Source organism: Exiguobacterium sp. s64 (assembly GCF_018618035.1).
In the GTDB taxonomy this organism is placed as follows: Bacteria; Bacillota; Bacilli; order Exiguobacteriales; family Exiguobacteriaceae; genus Exiguobacterium; species Exiguobacterium mexicanum_A.
In genome coordinates this window covers 34,906-54,563 of sequence record NZ_JACSLH010000006.1, presented here as the reverse complement: position 1 = coordinate 54,563, position 19,658 = coordinate 34,906, and the positions used below count along the sequence as shown (strand labels likewise).

Here is a 19,658-nt window from a genome sequence, read left to right as displayed (position 1 = left end):
CTCAGTCTACAGACCGAGGGAAAACAAGCCTTCCGCTCGTCGCACTATTGAAAATAACGTATTATGATAAGAGTGTACTTAACGAGGAGGGATAATCGATGAATCGCCAGGTGAAGCAAGTATTGTTCATTGTGGCCGCGATCTCTTTAGTTCTCGTTCTAATCGGCTTTTTACCGAACATGATCATGTTCGGTTTGGGGGCGCTCTTAGCACTGTGGGCTGGAGTCAGATTCATGGCCGTGACACATGTCGGCGCAAAAATCGGTTACGGCGCGCTTGCCGTGATCGGGATCATCACAATTTTATCGAATATTTGGGCGTTGATCGGGATTGTGGTGGCATGGGTATTGTTTAAAGGGTATATGATGTATGCCAACCAAAAACAAGACGTCGAGATTTTCAATGCGGACGGGTCGCGTGCGAGCCGCAGCAGTTTTCAATCGTTCGATCAAGTGTGGCAGAAGTTTGTAAACCGTCGCTAAGATTCAAAAGGAGGACATCAAGATGAAAACACCATTTGACCAGTTTCGTGATTTAGCTAACGAGTTGACGAAAGAACTATCGAAAGAGATGAAGAAGTTTCAAGATAAAGAGGGGCCACGTTCGGCTCCACGCTCAAGTGGGGAAGCCGAATTGAACCGCCATATCCGCGGTGCTGAAAAAGAGGCGCTGTCAGTCGAACGTCTCGTTGAGCGTCAAAAGTCATTGCTCGAGGAACTTGCTACAAAACGCGATGATGCCAAGCAGATGGCCGATAAGCGTTACGAGCAGACGGAACTCGCCAAACAAGCAGGCGAAGACAAGCTCGCCGAACGGGCAGCTCTCGAGTCGAAGCACTACGGCGAGCAGTATCGTTATTTTGAAGGTCTCCTCGACGAAGGAGCACGTGAACTCGATGCCCTCGAGCGCCGAGCTCTCGAGATGCGACTGAAACTCGATGAGATGCAAAACAAACGGTATGAGTTCGCAATGCGTGAGAACCTGGATTTATTGAAAGGTGCGCTCGATCAAATCTTCGGGGCAGAGACGTCGAAGACACATCCATTTACGGAAGAAGAGAAAAAAGCAGAAGAGAAGAAACAAGAACCGGCCGCTGAAGAGAAGATCGATCCAGCGGACGAAGATGATTTCGAAGCAAAACTAAAAGAACTTGAGCGTCGTTTCAAACAAGACTGACGCAACGGTTCAGCGATGGTCCGGCGAATGGTTGGGCCATCGCTTCTTTGCTTCATGTTACATACTGTTAGAGAGGGGGAAGCAATGTGGAACGTTGGAACACACGCCAAATCATCGGCTTTATGATCATTCTATTCGCCATTGGACTATTTATCGATATCGCGACGGGTGGTAACAGCGTCCTCTTCAGCATGGTCGTCCCGCTATTGTTGCTGTATATCGGGCGTCGTTTTAGCCGCAAAGGCAATCAGCCGGTCAGCTATATCTTTTACGGGATTGGCGGTATCATGCTCGTCGGGCTCATCTTCTCGTCGGCGGCGTTCGGTTTTGTATTGTCAGGTTTATTGCTCATGTTCGGCTATCGGCTGTACAAGAATCGTCCGCTCGAATCGAGTCGGTTCAAGTCACATATCCGGCAAGAACAGGCCTTTTCGTTCGGGACGAAAGAGAGCGGTCACTACGTGCTTCAAGACACGAATGAATTCTTCTTGTTGCGTGACGTCGAACTCGACTTGTCGCGCGCCATCATTCCGGAGGGAGAGACGTTCTTACTATTGAACGGACTCGCCGGGGACGTCCGAATTCTCATTCCGGCCGGCTACGATTACTCGATTGATGCATCAATCGGATTCGGCAAGATTCAAGTCGATGAGTCGAACTATTCACCGGTGTTCAACCGTCGCTTTTACACGGCTTCGGACGATTATCAAGCAGCAACACGGAAAGTCCGCATCCATATCGTGCTCATGAGCGGAAGTGTCGAGGTGATGACCGTATGAAGAAAGATTCGTATCCAAGGACGGTCGTCTGGCATCAGTTATTTAGCAGCCTACTGACGGCACTGTTCGTCACGATCGCATTTTTAATAGGTGACTCGACTTCACTCCGAGATTTGTTCACACGTGAAGAAGGGTTGCCTTTCGGTGTGTCTATCCTCGTCATCGCCGTCTTGATTGGTAGCATCTTCGGGGTCGGTTCGTATTTTTATTTGCGACGCGACTTCCGGGAAGTAGCGATTGCCTTGTGGAAGCTTGAGAATCAAAAAGAGATTACATTCCGTCCATTGTCGCCTTATCGAGATACACTCGAACGGATTGCCCGGATTTCTAAGCAACGCACGGAAATGATTGAGATGGCCAAACGGGTCGGGGACCGACCTGTCAGTGTCGAGGAAGCGCGCAGCGAAGCAGTCGTCGAAGAACGGCGCCGTGTCGCCCGTGAACTCCATGACTCGGTCAGTCAGCAACTGTACGCCATCTCGATGATGACGACGGCGGCCAAACAGACAATCACTTCAAAACCAGACGTGGCGGCCAAACAAATCGAGCAGGTCGAAGTGATGGCACAAACTGCTCAGGCGGAAATGCGCTCGCTTCTGTTGCAACTCCGTCCGGTCGAGCTCGAAGGAATGACGCTCAAGACGGGAATCGAGCGCCTGTTAGAAGAACTGTCACGCAAACAATCGACCGAGCTCGTATGGCGCCTCGAAGAAGTCGAATTGTCGCGACATACTGAGAATGAACTGTTCCGCATCGTCCAAGAAGCGATCAGCAACACGCTTCGCCATGCGAAAGCGAAACGACTTGAAATCGAAATGCGGACCGTGCAACAGACGGTCATCTTAAAAATAAACGACGACGGAATCGGCTTTAATGTCGATGATACACAAGTCGTCTCATATGGCTTACAATCGATAAGAGAGAGGACGGCTGAGGTCGGCGGGACGTTACGACTCGTCAGTGTGCCAGGCGTCGGTACTCAGATTGAAGTGCGTGTGAAACAACAAGTGGAGGGGTTAGAATGATTCGAGTCGTATTGATTGATGACCATGAGATGGTGCGGGCCGGCGTCTCGGCGTTTCTGTCGACGCAGCCTGACATCGAAGTCGTCGGAGAAGCATCGGATGGCGCGACAGGGGCCGAGCTTGCCATCGCCGAGAAGCCCGATGTCGTCTTGATGGATTTAGTGATGGAGCCTGTCGATGGGGTCGAGTCGACGAAGCGGATCAAGGCGAGTTGGAAAGAGGCCAAGATTTTGGTCGTGACGAGTTTCTTGGATGACGAGAAAGTGTATCCGGTCATCGAGGCCGGGGCTATGAGTTACGTCTTGAAAACGGCGAACGCCAACGAAATCGCCGATGCGATTCGTCAAACGGCAGCCGGCAATCCGGTCATGGCCGCCCAAGTGACGGGCAAGATGCTCGAACGGCTCCGACATCCGGAAAAGACGTTGCACGAGAGTCTGACGGCAAGGGAACGTGAGATTTTGCAATTGATGGCGGAAGGGAAATCGAACCAAGTCATCGCCGATGAACTATACATCTCGTTGAAGACGGTGAAGACACACGTCTCCAACATTCTGACGAAGCTTGACGTCTACGACCGGACGCAAGCCGTCGTTTATGCGTTTCAACATAATATCGTCAGTAAAGGATGAACAGGGTGCTTCCAAGCGCTGCACTCGAATTGTCCATACATGGCTACACGACAAACAAGGATCACGCCGACGCGTGATCCTTGTTTTTAGTTCTTCTGTGCTTGAATTTGTTCATCAATCTCCGATAAATATTCCCATCGCTCCATCTTCGCATCGAGCGCTTCTTTCAACGCGGCAATGTCGGCGTACAGTTCATTCACTTTACCGAGGTCGCTACCCGCTGCGGCGAGCCGTGCCTCGGCTGCTTCGATCTCAGATTCGAGAGAGGCGATATCATCCTCGATCGTCTCCCATTCTTTCTGCTCTTTAAAAGTGAATTTGACGACATCGACTTTGACACGCTCTTTCTTCTCTTTCGATTCTTTTTTCACTTGTTGCTTCGTCTGTTCTTGGAGTGTGGCTAAATAGTCACTGTACTCCGCATGATAAACGTTGATCGTCCCGTCTTCGAACGCAATCAGCTGTTCGGCGATCCGATCTAAGAAATAGCGGTCGTGACTGACGGCGATGACCGTGCCTGGGAACGACTCCAAATAGTCCTCGAGGACGGACAATGTCTCCGTATCGAGATCGTTCGTCGGTTCATCTAAAAATAGCACGTTCGGCTCGTCCATTAAAATCCGAAGCAAGACGAGGCGGCGTTTCTCTCCACCCGACAGTTTGGCAATCGGTTTGTATTGCGCGTCCGGGGTGAATAGGAAGCGTTCGAGCATCTGACTGGCCGTGATCGTTTCGCCGTCCGGCGTATAGATGACTTGGGCGATGCGCTCGATCTCGTCGATAACGCGTCGCGTTGTGTCTTCGAATTCGACTTGTTGCCCATAATATCCGAGATGGACGGTTTCCCCGTGGACGACCGTTCCGTTCGTCGGTTCGAGGCGGTGGGCAAGCAAGTTCATGAGTGTCGTTTTCCCACTCCCGTTCGGTCCGACGATGCCATACCGTTCCCGGCGTCCGAACAACCACGTGAAATCTTCAATGAGCAAGTGATCGTCATAACCGAAGGACAAGTTCTCCACCTCGATTACTTTTTTCCCGAGGCGGCGCGAACCGACGGATACTTCGAGCGCCTCATCCTCGGCAAGCGTCTCTTGATGCTTCAAGTCCTCGACGCGCTGGATACGTGCCTTCTGTTTCGTCGTCCGCGCCTTGGCACCACGACGCAGCCAAGCGAGCTCACGACGCAAGATGTTTTGCCGCTTTTGCTCCATTGAATGCGACCGGGCTTTTCGTTCGGCACGCTTCTCAAGGAAGAGCTCATAGTTGCCGTCATAGAAGTAACTCGTACCATCGGCGATTTCAAGGATATGATTCGTGACTCGGTTCAAGAAATAACGGTCATGGGTGATGAGCAGGATGGCCCCCCGGTAATCAGCGAGAATCGTCTCAAGCCAAGCAATCGTATCGGCGTCGAGTTCGTTCGTCGGCTCATCGAGTAATAACAAGTCAGCTTCATCGAGTAGGGCTGCGGCCAAAGCGACCCGTTTCTGTTGTCCACCGGAAAGCGAGCTAATCTCTGCCGTCACGTCCGGAAGACCGAGCCGATTTAAAATCGATTTCAACTTCGCTTCAGTCTCCCATGCGTCGGCTGCATCGACCGCTTGCTGGGCTTTCATAAAGCGTTCCAACCATTGTTCGCTCGTCGGGTTCGCCTCGAGTGCTTGACGCGCGAGCTCATACTGTTTCAACGCTTGGACGGACGGGGTGTCACTCGTGAACAACGCATCTAAAATCGTTTGCCCGGGGGCGAAGTCGACCGTTTGGGTCAAATAGCGAATCCGGTAATCGTTCGGGTGTTGCATCGAACCCCGGTCTGCGGTCTCGACGCCGGCGATGATTTTTAAGAACGTCGACTTTCCGGAGCCATTGACCCCGATGACCCCGATGCGATTACCTGGGTGAATCGTCATCGTGACGTCGTCGAACAAGACTTTATCTGCAAATTCTTTATGAATGCCTTCGATGGCTAATAAACTCATGATTCTTCTCCTTCAACGACGCGGCGAATCATCGTCTCTGCCAGCGCCGCAATTTCTTTATTCGGGACGTCTGCCGGATCGATGACCGGTAAAAACGTGACGTCGACCGTACCCGGTGTGATTCGGTTTGTCGTCTCGAGCAAATGGTGGCTTCCTTTAATGGCGACAGGGACGATTTTGGCACCGCTTGATGTGGCGAGCGTCAGGCTACCAGCTTTGAACTCTTTGATCGGTCCGCCTTTTGAGCGGGTGCCTTCCGGGAAGACGATAATCGACTGTCCCGATTGGATCGTCTCGACGCCGGAACGGATTGCTTTAATGGACTGGCGCCGGTCGCTGCGGTCGATGAAGATACAACCCATCAGTTCCATCCAGCGCGGAATGATTGGGAACTTTTGCACTTCGATTTTTGAGATAAACGCTTTTGGATGTTTCGTCGCTGTGATCATAATTGGGACATCAAAGTTCCCTTGGTGGTTCGCGACGTAGACGACCGGTTCATTCGGGATGTTCTCTTGGCCGTGAACACGGACGCGAGCGCCGGCGATTCGTAGTAGAAAGCTTGCCCACTTATAGGCGACGGTTTGGACGTATCCATAACGTTCCGGGGGCGTCAGTCGCTTCGCTTTCGGATAGAACGGAAGTGTCAGCGGTAAGACGGCGAAAAAGGCGATAAACCAGATGGCGGTGCGGATCATACATATTTCTCCTCTCGATCGTTCAGTAATGAGTCTGGACACGAAGAAAGAGTCTTCCTCTCTTGACGAGAATCCGACTCTTCGGCATGAATCTTTATTCCCAGAAGCGAGAATCGCTTTCCTCTTCTTCTTCCTCGAGTTCGAACGTGATTCGTTTATTCACCGGGTCCACAGCAAAGTAAGCCCCATCTTGTTCGATGCTCTTGAACTGCATGACTTGGTCACTGCCGATTTCAAGCGTGAGTCGAATGCGATTGTCATCGTCGACGAGCAAGATGCCGTCTTCTTTTAGCCATAGCTCCATGACAGGTGAATAACGCAATAGCCATTCGTTCGATAAAGGGATTTCGTTCATACGTGTTTGTGCCTCCTACGGGTTGAGTCCGTTTTGCTCTTCTTGTCTAGAATAGAATAACAAAAGTGGAGGGGGAAGACGAGCGTTATGTAGAACGTTTACGCGTAGTTGAATGCATGCGCGCCACGATGCGCTTGATCTTTTTTTGATTCCGGCGCTCGATGAGCAAGACGTTCGTTTGTGCGACCAACTGTTTAAATGAAGATAAGCCCATGGCGAGCAATACGGCGAACAGGAATGTACCGATCGGGTCTTTGAAAAAACCGGTTTGGAGCGAGACGGACAAACCGACGACCGAAAGAATCGTGGTGAGAAAATAAAATAGCATGAGTGACTCTCCCTTCCCAGATGATTCAATAATAAAAGCCGAACGTTATGTTCGTTCGACAGATGCATAAAAAATCCCTTTTTTTGTCGGAACAAAACAAAAAAACGCCTTCTGTCAGGAGAGGGCGTTTACTCTTGGACCATCGTGACGGATGAGGATACGTTCGTATCGACTCCGTTTGAAAAAATGAAGCTAAGTGAAGCGAGTAGCGCGAAGAAAGCGATCAATAAGCCTTTCATAAAGCGCTTCGCAAATGATCGAGATTGAACATCAAACATTTATTATCCCCCGTTCGGCCATGGCTGAAACCTAATTCGTTAAACAACACTTCCTTAATAATAACGTTTTCAAAATGTGGATACTAGATGGAAAATGCACGTTCACAAAATTGTCACAAAATTTGAAATATAGAAGCTAGTATACGGACCCATTTAGCAAAACGGGGGGGCAATCTTGTTCACATTTTAGACACAATTGAACGGAGTAAGAAAATCGAACGTGATATGATTAGGAACGTGTGTAGGTAGGTATACTGACAGTAACAGATGAAAAAGGATGTGGATTGTATGGCATTACGTGCAGGAGAAGTAGTAGACTTGGTCGCGGAACGTTCAGCTGATTTTGGTGTGTTTATCGGAAACGGTCGCGAAGAGGTACTCCTTCATCGAAAAGAACAAACTGAAGAAGTCACAGTCGGACAGACGGTGCGGGTCTTCCTTTATCACGACTCAGAAGGACGTCTCGCTTCGACGATGACGATTCCGAGCGTCACGTTCGATGACTATGAGTGGTATGAAGTGACTGGAGTCCGGTATAACACCGGTGTGTTCGTCAATATCGGGATTCAAAAGGATGTACTCGTCTCATTAGATGATCTTCCTGAGAACCGGTCGTATTGGCCAAAAGAAGGGGACAAGCTTTGCATTCGTCTCAAGTACGATCAAAAGAGCCGTCTTCTAGGGGAACCGGCCCACTATGCGTACTTGAACTTGTTGGCGCGTCCCGCTAAAGAAGAATGGGGCAATCAAGATGTCCATGCGGTCGTCGTCAATCGACGCGACGTCGGTGTGAACGTCTGGGTCGAAAATGAATCACTCGGTTTCTTACATGAAGCAGAGATGACACGTTGGCCACATCTCGGTGAGCAATTGACCGTGCGTGTGACGCAAGTGAAACAAGACGGGACGGTACTCGTCTCGATGAAACCACGGGCATATGAAGCGATCGACCCGGACGCGGAAAGTATCCGTGCTTATATAGAAGAACGCGGCGGCCAAATGCCTTATGGCGACAAGACGGCGCCGGACGTGATCGATCGTGAATTCGGGATGAGTAAAGCGGCGTTCAAACGCGCACTCGGGAAACTGCTGAAAGAAAAGCAAGTTGAAAAACTCGACAACGGCTATAAATTGAAATAAGATAACTCATGTCCAGGTGGCTATGAAAAGTTTTAGAATGTATTTCTTTCATTTTAGAAACAAATACGTTATAGTTAGTAAAGTTGACTACGAGGAAACATTGGAAAAACGTCTGTAGAACAAAACCTCAGACGTTTTTTGTATGAAAAAAGGAGAATATAATTTGACAAAATTCCAAGATTTACAGTTAAGCGAAGCATTAGTAAAAGGTGTACTCAAGATGGGCTTCGAAGAAGCGACACCGATCCAAGCTGAGACAATTCCTGTCGCACTCACAGGAGTGGACGTATTAGGTCAAGCACAAACAGGTACAGGGAAAACAGCAGCTTTCGGTATTCCGACAATTGAGCGAATCGATACAAAGGCACGTCAAGTCCAAGCACTTGTTCTTGCACCGACACGTGAACTTGCGATTCAAGTTGCAGAAGAATTGAATAAAATTGGTGAAACGAAGCGCGTTTACGCACTTCCAGTATACGGTGGCCAACAAATCGACCGCCAAATTCGTGGTTTGAAAAAGAACCCACAAATCGTCGTCGCAACACCAGGACGTCTTATGGACCACATGAAGCGTAAGACAATCAAACTCGACGAAATCCAAACAGTGATTTTGGACGAGGCAGATGAAATGCTCAACATGGGCTTCGTTGAAGATATTGAGATGATTTTGAAAGGCCTCCCGGCTGAACGTCAAACGCTTCTCTTCTCTGCAACGATGCCACCACAAATCAAGAAGATTGCTGAGCGCTTCATGAAGTCGCCAACAATTATCAAAGTCAAAGCGAAGGAAATGACAGTTGAGAACATCAACCAACAATTCCTCGAATTGCGCGAAGGTCAAAAATTCGATACGCTTTGCCGTTTAATCGACATCGACTCACCAGAACTGAGCATCATCTTCGCTCGTACGAAGAAACGTGTTGACGAAGTGACGGAAGCACTCATCAAACGTGGTTACACAGCTGATGGTCTTCATGGTGACTTGACACAATCAAAGCGTGACCAAGTCATCCGTCGTTTCAAAAACGGCACAATCGACATCTTGGTCGCGACAGACGTTGCGGCACGTGGTCTTGACATCTCAGGCGTTACACACGTTTACAACTTTGACGTCCCACAAGATCCGGAAAGCTATGTGCACCGTATCGGACGTACAGGCCGCGCTGGTAAAACAGGTACAGCCCTTACGTTTATCACGCCACGTGAGTTCGGTCAAGTCAAAGCAATCGAGCGTGTGACGAACAAGAAGATGAACCGTCGTCACGTACCGACAATCGCTGAAGTACTTGAAGGCAACCAAAAGCAAGCAGCTGAAGAATTGATTGAGCGCGTTCAAGCGGGCGACTTCAAAGCTTACACGCAACTTGCGACGGAACTTCTTGAAGAGTACGAGGCAGTTGAAATTCTTGCAGCGGCACTTCGTGGATTGACGAAAGAGCCAGATTCAACTCCTGTTGAAATCTCATATGCAGAACCAGTTCGCGTGAAACGTCAAGGTGGACGCAACGACCGTGGTGGATACCGTGGCAACCGTGGCGGTGGAGACCGTCGTGGTGGCGATCGTGGTGGACGCAGCGGTGGCGGCGGTGGATACCGTGGCAAACGTACGGGTGGAGACGACCGTCGTCGTTCGGACGACCGTGGCCCACGCCGTCCGCGTGACTAATCAATAACTAAAACCGCATCTCCTTAAGTGGATTTGCGGTTTTTTTTTTGGTGTCATGCTACACTAAACGAGTAGAGACAGAAAAATGAGGTGTCAACGGATGATTGAACTAGGTTTTGGTCTCGTCATACTAGTGGCGTGCGTCCTGGCTTTGAAACCGATTATAACGCGGACCGAGCGTCCGAATTTCCGATATATCCCGGTCGCCACGCTCCTGTTCGGCGCGATGATTTGGCTTGTGATGGCCATCGGCGTCGGCGGGAAGATGGGAATCGGCTACGGTGTGATGAGTATCGTATATTTCATTGCTTGTTTCGGTGCCTATATGTATGTGCATACACGAGCGAGCTGAACCCAGCTCGCTTTCGTGTTTAGAAAAAAGACGAGGTGATCAAGTTGGACGCAGTGGATGTGATGATGAATCCAGAAGAAGTCGAAGTGACATTTGAACCAATCCTGGGAGCCGCCACCTTCCAAGTAGAAGGTTATATGGTCCATGGACAGTTCAGGGGCGAGTCGCTCACCCCATTCTTTTACGACGATGACGTTCCGCTCGAGTATCAGCTCGATATCGCCAAACGGATGGAGCGTTTAGCGGCCGAACAGTTAAGGGATGCGACGCAATTCGTCACGTTCCGATGTCGGTCAGAGTGGATTCTCGAACAAGGAGGCGAGGCGTTTTTGGCCCCGCTTCGAGAATTGAACTTCCCGCTCCATCGCATTTATGTGACGCTTCAAGGGACGGATCTCGTTGACGTGTCACGCTTGTCACGAGTCGTCCAATATTATCGTTCATCTGGTGTTAAAGTCGCGCTCGACTTCGCAGAATCAACGAGCATCGAAGACATCATGACGGTGGCGCCTGAGATGTTGCTCGTCGATTTGGCGACGATGGTCGAGAAGAAGACGTTATCGGTCACGTATCCGCAAATGCTTCAGACGATGGAATATATCGCTTCCCGTCTCGGGGCTCCGCTCCTCTATAAATCGATCGACCATCTCGGACAGTTGCGTTATGCGTGGCGTCATGGCGGACGTTATTATATGGGAAGTCTCCTCGGGCAAAGCGATGCGATGCCGCCGCGCGAAGCGAAAGGTATGAGCGTCTTGACGCAGGAAGTGCCGTCGTTCTTTTTGCACGACCAAGAGCGATTGAAACGGTTGTATGAGCTCGAGTTTGAACTTCATAAACAAATTCACGACCTCGTCCAAAGCGGGAAGTGGTCGCGTGATAAAAAAGATGAGTGGTTGCTCCATATCGCGCCGAAACTCGAAGGCACGTTCGTCCGCTACTATTTGACGGACCAAACCGGGTTCCAGACGAGCGCGAACGTGTATCAGGCGCAGTCGGATTGGGCGGTCGACAATACGTATCGCGGTTATAACTGGAGTTTCCGACCGTACTTCATTCGAACGATGGCGGCAATGGACGTGCGTGGACGCGGCTACTTGTCTGAGGATTATCGTGACTTCAGCTCGAACGAAGTGACGCGGACGTTCAGTTATCCGTTACCGGACGGCATGTTCTTGTTTGCGGACTTATCAGAAGAGTTCTTATATCAAAATCGATTATTAGATTGAGAGGGAAAACGATGTTAGATTATGATTACGATGCATTGCGTGAGATTGGGCGAATCGTCGCCTTGGCACGCGATGAGATGGCCAAAGCGGTCAAACCGGGCATGACGACGAAACAGTTGGATGAAATCGGGCAGCGTATTTTGGAAGCGGAAGGGGCCGCCTCGGCCCCGATCACGATGTATGAGTTCCCGGGTTATACGTGTATTTCCATCAATGACGTCGCAGCCCATGGGATTCCAGGTGACCTCGTCATCCAAGATGGCGACGTGGTCAACGTCGACGTATCCGCCGTGAAGGACGGCTACTATGCGGACACAGGACGTACGGTCATCGCGGGCACACCGAAATCGGCTAAACACGAGCGTTTGGTCGAAGTGTCATTGACATCGCTCGAAGCGGGTCTCAGCAAAGTGAAGGCCGGCGTCAAGGTCAACCAAATCGGGAAAGCGATTTATGCCGATGCCCGTAAGAACGGCTTCACGGTCATCCGTAACTTGGCGGGCCATGGCCTCGGTCGCACGCTTCACGGTGAGCCGGAGACGATTTCGAACTACTATAGCCGTGAAGAGAACGACATCTTGAAAGAAGGACAAGTCATTGCCGTCGAGACGTTCATCTCGACGAAAGATGAAATCGTCTATCAATCAGAAGAGGACGGTTGGTCGTTGTTCACCCCGAACAACAGCCTCGTCTCCCAGTTCGAGCACACGGTCGTCGTCACGAAAGACGGCTATGAAGTATTGACGGGCACATTCCGTTAACGATGAAAAGGCGGCAGACGCGAAGTCTGCCGCCTTTTTTGCGGAGTTTTTACAGGAGTCGAATCGTCTGTTCGCTCAGTTGCTCGATCATCTTCCAATCCGGTGCGACTTGATCGGGAAGCATCAATTGTCCGTTCTCGACCTCGAGCGGGGTATCGAGCAAATCGGTCTCGAAGTAAGCGCTCGTCCCGGCCATATCGGCCGGGTAGGCGGCTCCGCTCAATGAGGCGAATAAGAGCGTGTGATAACGGCCGATGGAGGACTCATACATCCCACCGACCCAGTAGGGGGTACCGCTATCGCGAATCGCCAGCGCCTCGCTCAAGCCGCCGACGCGGGCCGGTTTGATATTAACGATGCGGCCGGCTTGGAGCCGATGCATCGTCGCCACGTCTTGTGCTGAACTGATCGATTCATCGAGGCAAATCGGTGTGGTGAGACGTGCCTGTAAATTCGCTGTCTCGACCCAATGGGTGCTCGGATAAGGTTGCTCAATCATTAAGAGACGGTGAGTGTCTAACGCCTCGAACCAGTCGAGCGGTTGCCCGGAGCCACTTCCGTTCAAATCAATCATGAGCGGGGCGTTCGGAAAATTGCTCCGAATCTCGCCGAGCGCCGGAAGCAGTTCATGGGGAGATGCTTTTAACTTGATGCGGTCGAATCCGGACGCAAGTGCCGACTCGATAGCGTTCAGCGTTTGACTAAGCAGACCGATGCCGATCGTCCGGCCGCATGCCACGGCGTCGCCGGCTTGGACGTATTGTTTTAATGTCTGATTCGCGCGGGCCGCTTCCACTTCCCATAGAGCGCTCTCCCACATCGCTTTCGCCATCGGTTGGCCGATGATCGAGCTGACATGGGTACCGAACGAGGCGGCAGACAACGTCATCCCTTTCAGGAGTTGGACAATCAAAGTCGACGTATCGATGACGGAGCGGACGGTCTCAGCCGTATACCATGGCGTCTCGAACGCGACACCTTCCCCGTAGCCGACAACACCGTCGACCGTCTCCAGCCGGAGAATGACCGTCCGTCTCGTCGTCAACACGGCGTGGGCGGTGACAATCGGATGTTTGAACGTGAGGGGGACAATATACAGTTCAGCGCGACGAATCATGGTCAGCCTCCTTTAAGCGATGACGCATCAATTTACCGTTGGCGTTACGAGGCAGCTCGTCGACGGCAATCCATGCTTTCGGATGTTTATAAGATGCCAGATGGTCGTGCAGCAGCTGAATCGCCTCATCGAAATCGAACGTACCGACCGTGAAGGCGACGGGTACCGCTCCCCAAGTCGGGTCGGGACGACCGACGACCCCGACGTCTTGAATGCCCGGGCAACGCAATAACACGCTCTCGATTTCGGCCGGATAAATGTTCTCACCGCCGGAGATGATTAAATCGCTGCGGCGGTCATGGACGTACAAGTAACCGTCTTTCATCGTGCCGAGGTCGCCCGTTTGCCAATAGCCGTCGGGCGTCCAAGCATCGGCCTCTGGCTGTTTATAGTAACCAGGGGTCACCGTCGGTCCGTTCACTTCAATCTCCCCATCCGCATTGATACGGAGGTGGGTCGGCGCGATTGCTTGACCGCTCGAACCGATGTGGGCGAGTGCCTCGGCTGGCAACAGCGTCGCGACTTGCGAACACGTCTCCGTCATCCCGTACGTCTGGGCGACCGGTAACTGCCGCCGTTTGGCTTCTTCGAGCAACGGACGCGGTACGGGACCGCCGCCGACGAGCAGAAGTTGCAACTGATGGCAGGAGAGACCTGCGTCGAGGAGCCGCTTAAGCATGACCGCAACGAGCGAGATGTGGGTGATTCTCGCCGTCTCAATCAACTCGAGTGTACGAGCGACATCGAACTTCGGTTCGACGTATAGTAGCGAACCGAAACGAGCGCTCCGATACACTTGCGCGAGTCCGCTCATATGGAAGAGCGGCGTCACGACGAGCATCCGGTCACTTGTCCCGTAACCGAGGCGCGTCTTGGCCGCCTCAGCGCTCGCGACGTGATTGCCGAACGTCTGCTTTACGGCCTTGGCCCGTCCAGTCGTGCCTGAGGTGAACATGAGCGACATGACTTCATCGTCTGCCCACTCGTGCGGTGTGGCGAGTGACGCCTCATCTCGTGACGTCAACGCGAATTGGGTGATCGACAGTTCAATCGGTTCATCGACGAGCAATACATCGATATCGGCCGTCTCGATTTGTCCTGCCAGTTCGCTCATCGTCAACCGTGTGTTGAGCGTAACGAGTACTTTTCCGAGTAACTGGATGGCGTGGACAGCGATGACATAATCAGCGCTGTTCACAGCGCGTAATCCGATATGCCGGGCTTCGGGCGCGACCCGTTCCAGGAAGTGGGCCAAACGGGAGCTTTCCGTGCTTAACTCGGCCCAAGTCAAACTGACGGACGCGGTGACGAGTGCCATGGCGTCGCGTCGATGTTGTGTCACATAACGATTCATCATCAGAACCTCCAAAAAAGAGTAGCGAAGTCGCTACTCTTTGTCGATTTACGGGAAACGCGGGAACTGACCGAAGTCTGGATCGCGTTTTTCTTTGAAGGCGTCGCGGCCTTCTTTTGCTTCGTCTGTCGTGTAGTAGAGAAGCGTCGCGTCGCCGGCAAGCTGTTGAAGTCCTGCGAGTCCGTCCGTGTCGGCGTTCATCGCTGCTTTCAAGAAGCGAAGTGCCGTCGGAGAGTGTTGCAAGATCTCTTGGCACCATTGGATCGTCTCGGCTTCAAGTTGCTCGAGTGGAACGACCGTGTTGACGAGTCCCATGTCAAGCGCTTGCTGTGCGTCGTATTGACGGCAGAGGTACCAGATTTCGCGTGCTTTCTTGTGGCCGATGATGCGGGCCAAGTAACCTGAACCGTAACCGGCATCGAACGAGCCCACTTTTGGTCCAGTTTGACCGAAACGGGCGTTGTCGGCTGCAATCGTCAAGTCACAGACGACGTGCAAGACGTGTCCGCCACCGATCGCATAACCGGCTACCATGGCGATGACTGGTTTCGGGATGACGCGAATCAAACGTTGAAGGTCGAGGACGTTCAAGCGTGGAATCTCGTCGTCACCGACGTAGCCGCCGTGGCCGCGGACTTTTTGGTCGCCGCCTGAGCAGAAGGCTTGATCGCCTTCACCAGTCAAGATGATGGCACCGACTTCTTTATCGTCACGGGCGCGTGCGAACGCGTCGATGAGCTCGTTGACCGTGAGTGGACGGAATGCGTTCCGTACTTCCGGGCGGTTGATGGTAATTTTGGCGATGCCGTTCCACTTCTCGTACTTGATATCTTCGTACGTGCGGACCGATGTCCAGTTTGCTACTGATTCCATTTAAATTCCCCCTATAATCAATTTCTCTATCATTGTACCAAATTGTTGGGCATTCTCGACATGTGGAGCATGAGATGCGTCCGAAATTTCATGAATTTCAATATCGGGACGAATCAACTGCATATTCCGAGCAATCTGTTGAAACTTCACATCGTGTTCCCCGACGATCAAATCGGTGCGAGGTAAACGGTCGAGTAGCGGCCAGAGCGACGGCATGCTACCCGTCCCGATGGCGCGGAGGCTGTCCGCGAGTGCGGCTGGACGTTGGGCCAACCGCTCGGGACGGAGGGCGGCGCGCATCTCATCGGTTTGATGCCAGAGCGGAAGACGTTCCCAACGGTCAACGAACGCCTCAAGTCCTGCTCGCTCGATGAATTCGGCGAGCTTTTCGTCTTGAAGCCGGCGTTGTCGACGTTCAGCCGCTATGTTGAGCCCGGGCGTCGTGCTAATGCCGATGAAGTGGTTGACCCGATCATCATAGGCGGCGAGTGTCATCCCGATACGTCCGCCGAGCGAGTAACCGACGACCGTCCACGGACCTTCGTCCGTATCGAGTAGCGCCGACAAGTCTTTAATCTGTTGACTCATCTTGGCACGCCCGACCGCTTGCTGTCCGGTGCCGCCGTGTTGCAATAGCGACGGGGCGACGAGCCGGACGGGAAGCTCAGGGAACTGGGAGATCCAAGCCGCACTCCCGGTGAACCCATGAAGAAGCAAAACGGGACGGCCGCTTCCACGTTCGAGCACCTCATAGGAGACGCCACGCACGGAACGCATCACGACTCGTTCTCCGTCGTCAAACGGTCCGTGAGCGAAGCGGTCCAACGACGATGCTCGGCCACGTTTCTAGCGCGATCAGACGGAAATTCAATCAGCTGAACACCTGCTTCAATCGCCGTCATGACATCTTCAGGCTGCTCGAGCAAGCGATAGCTGAGTCCGTATGTCTCGGCAAATCCGCGCAAGTTCAAGTGGAGCGGCGTCCCGAACAAGTCCTCGAACATTTGCGGTGCGATCGAAGCTTGTGGCAAGAAGGAGAAGATGCCGCCGCCATCATTGTTGACGACGACGATGGAGAACGTACCTGGGTGCGATTTGACGAGTTGCAGGGCGTTGCTGTCATGATAAAACGCCAAGTCGCCAATTAACAGGGCGGCCTTGTCCGTATCGTGACAGGCACCGAGCGCGCTCGAGATGATGCCGTCAATCCCGTTCGCCCCGCGATTGGCGAGGACGTCGATTGACTGACCGGCTGAAAGTGTTGTATCGATATCACGGATCGGCATGCTATTGCTGACGAAGATGCGATCAAGACGAGACGCTAGCAAATGACGCGTCAATGCGCTTTCTCCGCTCAAAGCAGGTTTTGCGGATTCGGCGACGCGTTCGAACAATGCGAAACGATCGAATAAGTCGGCGTCGTAGTCTTTGTTGATGTTGGCGACATAATTAATCGCATCGCCGTACACGACCGTGGCGCTGTTCGACGGGTCGCGGAACGATCCCGGTTGCTCGATCAAGACGTATGGCACGTCGTGAAGCCACTGATTCAGCCGTTTCGAGACGGGGGCAGCCCCGAACCGGACGACCGCGTCAGGTGTCCATTCCGTGCGATGCTCGCTCGCGAGCCACGCGTCATAGTTCGTCAAGACATGGTCAAACCGGCGCATCCCGCTCAATGGGTCGGCGAAGACCGGAATACGATGGGCCAGCGCCGACGTGTAGAGAGGCTCAAGCCATGATGTCGGAGTACCTGGTCCGACGATGAAGGCGAGACGATTGACGTCAATCTCTTGTTTGAACCGTTTCAAGTCGAGACTTGTCGGTTTAAGATAGGTCGGCTCAGAGGATTCGGATTCACCGCCCAGGAGTGACGTCAAGCGCTCGATATCCGGCAACAACGGTTCACGGAACGGGATGTTCACATGGACCGGACCGAACGGTGCTTGAATACTCGTCCGGACGAGCCGGGCGACTGTCTGTTCCATGTAGCGCTGGCTCGCTGCTTCAGGAACGGGTAGATCGACGCTCGCTTTCACGTGTTCGCCGTACAGTCGGACTTGGTCGATCGCTTGAGGCGCCCCGACGTTCCGAAGTTCGTGCGGCCGATCGGTCGTCAACACAACGAGCGGCAGTTGTGAGATATTTGCCTCGGCCACCGCCGAAAAGTAGTTGGTGGCGGCAGTGCCGCTCGTGCAGATGAGCGCGACCGGGCGCAACGATGATTGCGAACGAGTCAACCCGAGTGCGAAAAAGGCGGCCGACCGTTCGTCGACGATGATATGATGTCGGACGCTCGGATGAAGATAGGCGGCCATGGCGAGCGGTGTCGAGCGAGAGCCGGGACTGATGACGACGTCCTCGACTCCTTGTTCGACGAGCCGGTTCATCATACCGGCGACCCACTCCGTTAACGGTTCATTCATGCTTCATTGCCTCCTGCGCGTACTTTGTCCAATCCGAGAGCTTGCTTGATTGGACTGAGCTTGATTTCTGTCTCGGCGAGCTCCGCTTCGAGTTCAGACTCTTGGACGATTCCACAGCCTGCGTATAGCGCCACGAATTGATGGTGGACAAGAGCCGACCGGATTGAGACGACGAACTCTCCTTCACCGTCCGTGTTCAGCCAACCGAACGGTGACCCGTACCAGCCGCGGTCGAACCGTTCAATCTCGCGCAACAAGCGGACAGATGTCCGTTTCGGAGATCCACCGAGCGCCGGGGTCGGGTGGAGCGACTCGATGATCGACAGCAAGGATGCGTTCGTATCGAGCGTTGCTTGAATCGGTGTGTGCAGATGGAACACCGACCGGTTCTCCAAGATGCGCGGCGACTCCGGTGCCTTGATGGTAGCCGCGTATGGTGTGAGAGCGTTCTTGATGTCCTTCACGACGATTTGGTGTTCCTCGAGGTTTTTGGCGTCGTGGAGTAACGTCTGTTTGGCTACATCCGATTCGATCTCGGTGTCTGGTCGCTTGATGGTGCCGGCGATGGCGGCCGTTTCAATGTACGGTCCTTGTTTCTTGACGAGCCGTTCCGGCGTCGCTCCGAAAAATCCGATTTCCCGCTTCGGCTGATACAAGAACACGTAACTGCCCGTCTGATGTTCTGACAAGTGGCGCAGTGTCGTCGCGAACGGGAACGCCTCTTCCGAGGTCTGATAGATTTCTTCCCGGGCGATGACGATCTTTTCGACTCGTTCTTCAGTGATGTTCAGTTTAGCTTGTTGGAAACTTGACTTGAAATGGTCGACGCCGTCTTTGACTTGCGAGTAAGTCGGTGTTTGTTCGTCGGGCGCATGTAGCGCGTTGAACTGGGCGAGTTGATCGGCCAATTGAATCAAATATTGTTCGACCGAACGTTTGGCCGAGACGAGCGTCGAAACGGTCAACGTGTGCTTGTCGCCCGAGCGGCGATATAAAAATTTCGGCACGACCAACGATGCTTCACCGAACGCTTCCCACATATTTTTTTGGGGCCGCACGAACGTGTCGAACGAAAAGCCTGAGAACGCATAAATGACCGCGTCGACGTCCCGGCGATGCAGGCTCCAATCGTACTGTAGACGTTGGAAACGTTCGGGACCAGAAGCCGTCAACACGAGCGCATCGGCACATCCGAGCATCTCGAGGGAGCGGTCTGGCGTCGAAAAATAGTAGTGGGACGTTTCAGTGTTTTGAATAATATGGAACGCGTCGAACGAAGGGATTTCCCACGTGTACGAGGCAAGTACCGGTCGTTGCCAAGCACGTGCCCGTTTATGGGCTTGTTCGATTCGTTGTTTAATGTGTGTTTGAGTATCTGGCATGAAAGAAAAGCCTCCTCAATCCAATGGAATTCTCATTCTTTAGTGTATCATGACTTCACAACAGAACTGGCCGTCAAATGCTCGAGAAAGTGAAGGGAGCCGTCCGAG

General features: G+C 52.6%; 21 protein-coding genes. 10 read left to right on the top strand and 11 right to left on the bottom strand.

What is annotated here, in order from left to right:
* Nucleotides 1-98: 98 nt before the first annotated feature.
* From KNP64_RS10125 to KNP64_RS10105, 5 genes are all read left to right on the top strand, one after another.
* A complete protein-coding gene (locus tag KNP64_RS10125; RefSeq protein WP_034781108.1) occupies nucleotides 99-482 on the top strand; it encodes a lmo0954 family membrane protein in 384 nt (127 codons plus the stop codon).
* A gap of 22 nt (nucleotides 483-504) precedes the next feature.
* Nucleotides 505-1,176 carry a PspA/IM30 family protein gene (locus tag KNP64_RS10120; RefSeq protein WP_138859937.1) on the top strand — a complete coding sequence of 224 codons (672 nt, stop codon included), beginning with the start codon at nucleotides 505-507 and terminating at the stop codon, nucleotides 1,174-1,176.
* An 86-nt stretch (nucleotides 1,177-1,262) separates the two neighbouring features.
* Nucleotides 1,263-1,955, top strand: a complete 693-nt coding sequence (liaF, locus tag KNP64_RS10115) for a cell wall-active antibiotics response protein LiaF (RefSeq protein WP_034781097.1) — start codon at nucleotides 1,263-1,265, stop codon at nucleotides 1,953-1,955.
* Nucleotides 1,952-2,980: a sensor histidine kinase gene (locus KNP64_RS10110; protein ID WP_214793225.1), complete on the top strand. Its 1,029-nt coding sequence runs from the start codon at nucleotides 1,952-1,954 to the stop codon at nucleotides 2,978-2,980. Before liaF ends, KNP64_RS10110 begins: the two co-directional genes overlap by 4 nt.
* Nucleotides 2,977-3,612 (top strand): response regulator, encoded by a 636-nt coding sequence (locus KNP64_RS10105; protein WP_034781089.1) that lies wholly within the window; start codon nucleotides 2,977-2,979, stop codon nucleotides 3,610-3,612. The genes KNP64_RS10110 and KNP64_RS10105 overlap by 4 nt, the downstream gene beginning before the upstream one ends.
* An 86-nt stretch (nucleotides 3,613-3,698) precedes the next feature.
* Here KNP64_RS10105 and KNP64_RS10100 read toward each other — a convergent pair whose 3' ends face one another.
* The 5 genes from KNP64_RS10100 to KNP64_RS10080 form a co-directional block, all read right to left on the bottom strand.
* Nucleotides 3,699-5,591 (bottom strand): ABC-F family ATP-binding cassette domain-containing protein, encoded by a 1,893-nt coding sequence (locus tag KNP64_RS10100; RefSeq protein WP_034781087.1) that lies wholly within the window; start codon nucleotides 5,589-5,591, stop codon nucleotides 3,699-3,701.
* Nucleotides 5,588-6,289: a lysophospholipid acyltransferase family protein gene (locus KNP64_RS10095; RefSeq protein ID WP_034781080.1), complete on the bottom strand. Its 702-nt coding sequence runs from the start codon at nucleotides 6,287-6,289 to the stop codon at nucleotides 5,588-5,590. Before KNP64_RS10095 ends, KNP64_RS10100 begins: the two co-directional genes overlap by 4 nt.
* 94 nt (nucleotides 6,290-6,383) lie before the next feature.
* Complete coding sequence (locus KNP64_RS10090; RefSeq protein WP_034781079.1) at nucleotides 6,384-6,644, bottom strand: hypothetical protein; 261 nt, start codon at nucleotides 6,642-6,644, stop codon at nucleotides 6,384-6,386.
* A gap of 85 nt (nucleotides 6,645-6,729) precedes the next feature.
* Entirely contained in the window at nucleotides 6,730-6,972 is a 243-nt protein-coding gene (locus tag KNP64_RS10085) for a hypothetical protein (RefSeq protein ID WP_034781078.1), read from the bottom strand.
* A gap of 128 nt (nucleotides 6,973-7,100) precedes the next feature.
* Complete coding sequence (locus tag KNP64_RS10080) at nucleotides 7,101-7,250, bottom strand: hypothetical protein (protein WP_021067792.1); 150 nt, start codon at nucleotides 7,248-7,250, stop codon at nucleotides 7,101-7,103.
* Nucleotides 7,251-7,538: 288 nt separating this feature from the next.
* Here KNP64_RS10080 and KNP64_RS10075 point away from each other — a divergent pair, with 288 nt between their 5' ends.
* The 5 genes from KNP64_RS10075 (at nucleotide 7,539) to map (ending at nucleotide 12,398) form a co-directional block, all read left to right on the top strand.
* Complete coding sequence (locus KNP64_RS10075) at nucleotides 7,539-8,390, top strand: CvfB family protein (protein ID WP_214793228.1); 852 nt, start codon at nucleotides 7,539-7,541, stop codon at nucleotides 8,388-8,390.
* A gap of 163 nt (nucleotides 8,391-8,553) precedes the next feature.
* Nucleotides 8,554-10,056 carry a degradosome RNA helicase CshA gene (gene cshA / locus KNP64_RS10070; RefSeq protein ID WP_214793231.1) on the top strand — a complete coding sequence of 501 codons (1,503 nt, stop codon included), beginning with the start codon at nucleotides 8,554-8,556 and terminating at the stop codon, nucleotides 10,054-10,056.
* Between the two features lie 100 nt (nucleotides 10,057-10,156).
* Nucleotides 10,157-10,408: a hypothetical protein gene (locus tag KNP64_RS10065; RefSeq protein ID WP_034781064.1), complete on the top strand. Its 252-nt coding sequence runs from the start codon at nucleotides 10,157-10,159 to the stop codon at nucleotides 10,406-10,408.
* A 35-nt stretch (nucleotides 10,409-10,443) separates the two neighbouring features.
* Nucleotides 10,444-11,637, top strand: coding sequence for an EAL-associated domain-containing protein (locus KNP64_RS10060; protein WP_286038425.1), 1,194 nt, complete (start codon nucleotides 10,444-10,446; stop codon nucleotides 11,635-11,637).
* A gap of 11 nt (nucleotides 11,638-11,648) precedes the next feature.
* Nucleotides 11,649-12,398: a type I methionyl aminopeptidase gene (gene map, locus KNP64_RS10055; protein ID WP_214712413.1), complete on the top strand. Its 750-nt coding sequence runs from the start codon at nucleotides 11,649-11,651 to the stop codon at nucleotides 12,396-12,398.
* 49 nt (nucleotides 12,399-12,447) lie between these two features.
* On the opposite strand, the gene menC is transcribed toward map, so the two are convergent.
* Genes menC through KNP64_RS10025 form a run of 6 tightly spaced genes read right to left on the bottom strand, consistent with a single transcriptional unit; the run spans nucleotide 12,448 to nucleotide 19,550 of the window.
* Nucleotides 12,448-13,515 (bottom strand): o-succinylbenzoate synthase, encoded by a 1,068-nt coding sequence (gene menC / locus KNP64_RS10050; protein WP_214793237.1) that lies wholly within the window; start codon nucleotides 13,513-13,515, stop codon nucleotides 12,448-12,450.
* Nucleotides 13,499-14,869 (bottom strand): o-succinylbenzoate--CoA ligase, encoded by a 1,371-nt coding sequence (gene menE, locus KNP64_RS10045; RefSeq protein WP_214793240.1) that lies wholly within the window; start codon nucleotides 14,867-14,869, stop codon nucleotides 13,499-13,501. Before menE ends, menC begins: the two co-directional genes overlap by 17 nt.
* Nucleotides 14,870-14,917: 48 nt before the next feature.
* Nucleotides 14,918-15,742 (bottom strand): 1,4-dihydroxy-2-naphthoyl-CoA synthase, encoded by an 825-nt coding sequence (gene menB / locus KNP64_RS10040; protein WP_021067784.1) that lies wholly within the window; start codon nucleotides 15,740-15,742, stop codon nucleotides 14,918-14,920.
* The gene (locus KNP64_RS10035; RefSeq protein ID WP_214793321.1) at nucleotides 15,743-16,519 is read right to left on the bottom strand and encodes an alpha/beta fold hydrolase; all 777 of its coding nucleotides are present in this window, start codon (nucleotides 16,517-16,519) and stop codon (nucleotides 15,743-15,745) included.
* Nucleotides 16,519-18,168 carry a 2-succinyl-5-enolpyruvyl-6-hydroxy-3-cyclohexene-1-carboxylic-acid synthase gene (menD, locus tag KNP64_RS10030; protein ID WP_214793243.1) on the bottom strand — a complete coding sequence of 550 codons (1,650 nt, stop codon included), beginning with the start codon at nucleotides 18,166-18,168 and terminating at the stop codon, nucleotides 16,519-16,521. The genes KNP64_RS10035 and menD overlap by 1 nt, the downstream gene beginning before the upstream one ends.
* Nucleotides 18,165-19,550 carry an isochorismate synthase gene (locus KNP64_RS10025; protein WP_034781040.1) on the bottom strand — a complete coding sequence of 462 codons (1,386 nt, stop codon included), beginning with the start codon at nucleotides 19,548-19,550 and terminating at the stop codon, nucleotides 18,165-18,167. Before KNP64_RS10025 ends, menD begins: the two co-directional genes overlap by 4 nt.
* Nucleotides 19,551-19,658: the final 108 nt, after the last annotated feature.